The 565-nt window shown below is 35.8% G+C and carries 1 protein-coding gene; it reads right to left on the minus strand.

Annotation, left to right across the window (positions count from 1 at the left end; genetic code table 11):
- Window positions 1-102: 102 nt before the first annotated feature.
- A partial coding sequence (locus tag KI369_RS28750; RefSeq protein WP_212959028.1) for a transaldolase family protein occupies window positions 103-565 on the minus strand: 463 nt, incomplete at its 5' end.

The following is a 565-nucleotide window of genomic DNA, read 5'->3' on the forward strand; positions in this document are numbered from 1 at the left end:
TTTATATAACAAATTTAAAAGACAATATGCAAAATTGCATGAAAATTCTTTTAAATAAAAAAAAGAATCCTAGTCAATTAAACTAGGATTCTTTTTTTTCTATTATTTCTCTTGTGTTTTTTCCCAATCAGCTAAGAATTTCTCAATTCCTTGATCTGTTAATGGGTGCTTCACTAATGAAGCAATTACGTTTGCAGGGATTGTTGCAATATGTGCGCCATTTAATGCTGCATCAGTTACGTGAACGCTGTGACGTACAGATGCTGCGATGATTTCTGTTTCGATGCCGTGAATTGCAAAGATTTCTGCGATTTGGCGGATTAAGTCCATACCGTTATGACCGATATCGTCTAAGCGACCTAAGAATGGTGAAACATATGTTGCACCAGCACGAGCTGCAAGTAATGCTTGAACTGCAGAGAATACTAATGTAACGTTTGTACGAATTCCTAAGTCAGAGAATGCTTTTACTGCTTTTAAACCTTCTGTTGTCATCGGAACTTTTACAACAACGTTTGGAGCAATTTTCGCTAACTCTTTTCCTTCTTCAATCATTTTATCAGCT

Source organism: Bacillus sanguinis (assembly GCF_018332475.1).
Lineage (GTDB): Bacteria > Bacillota > Bacilli > Bacillales > Bacillaceae_G > Bacillus_A > Bacillus_A sanguinis.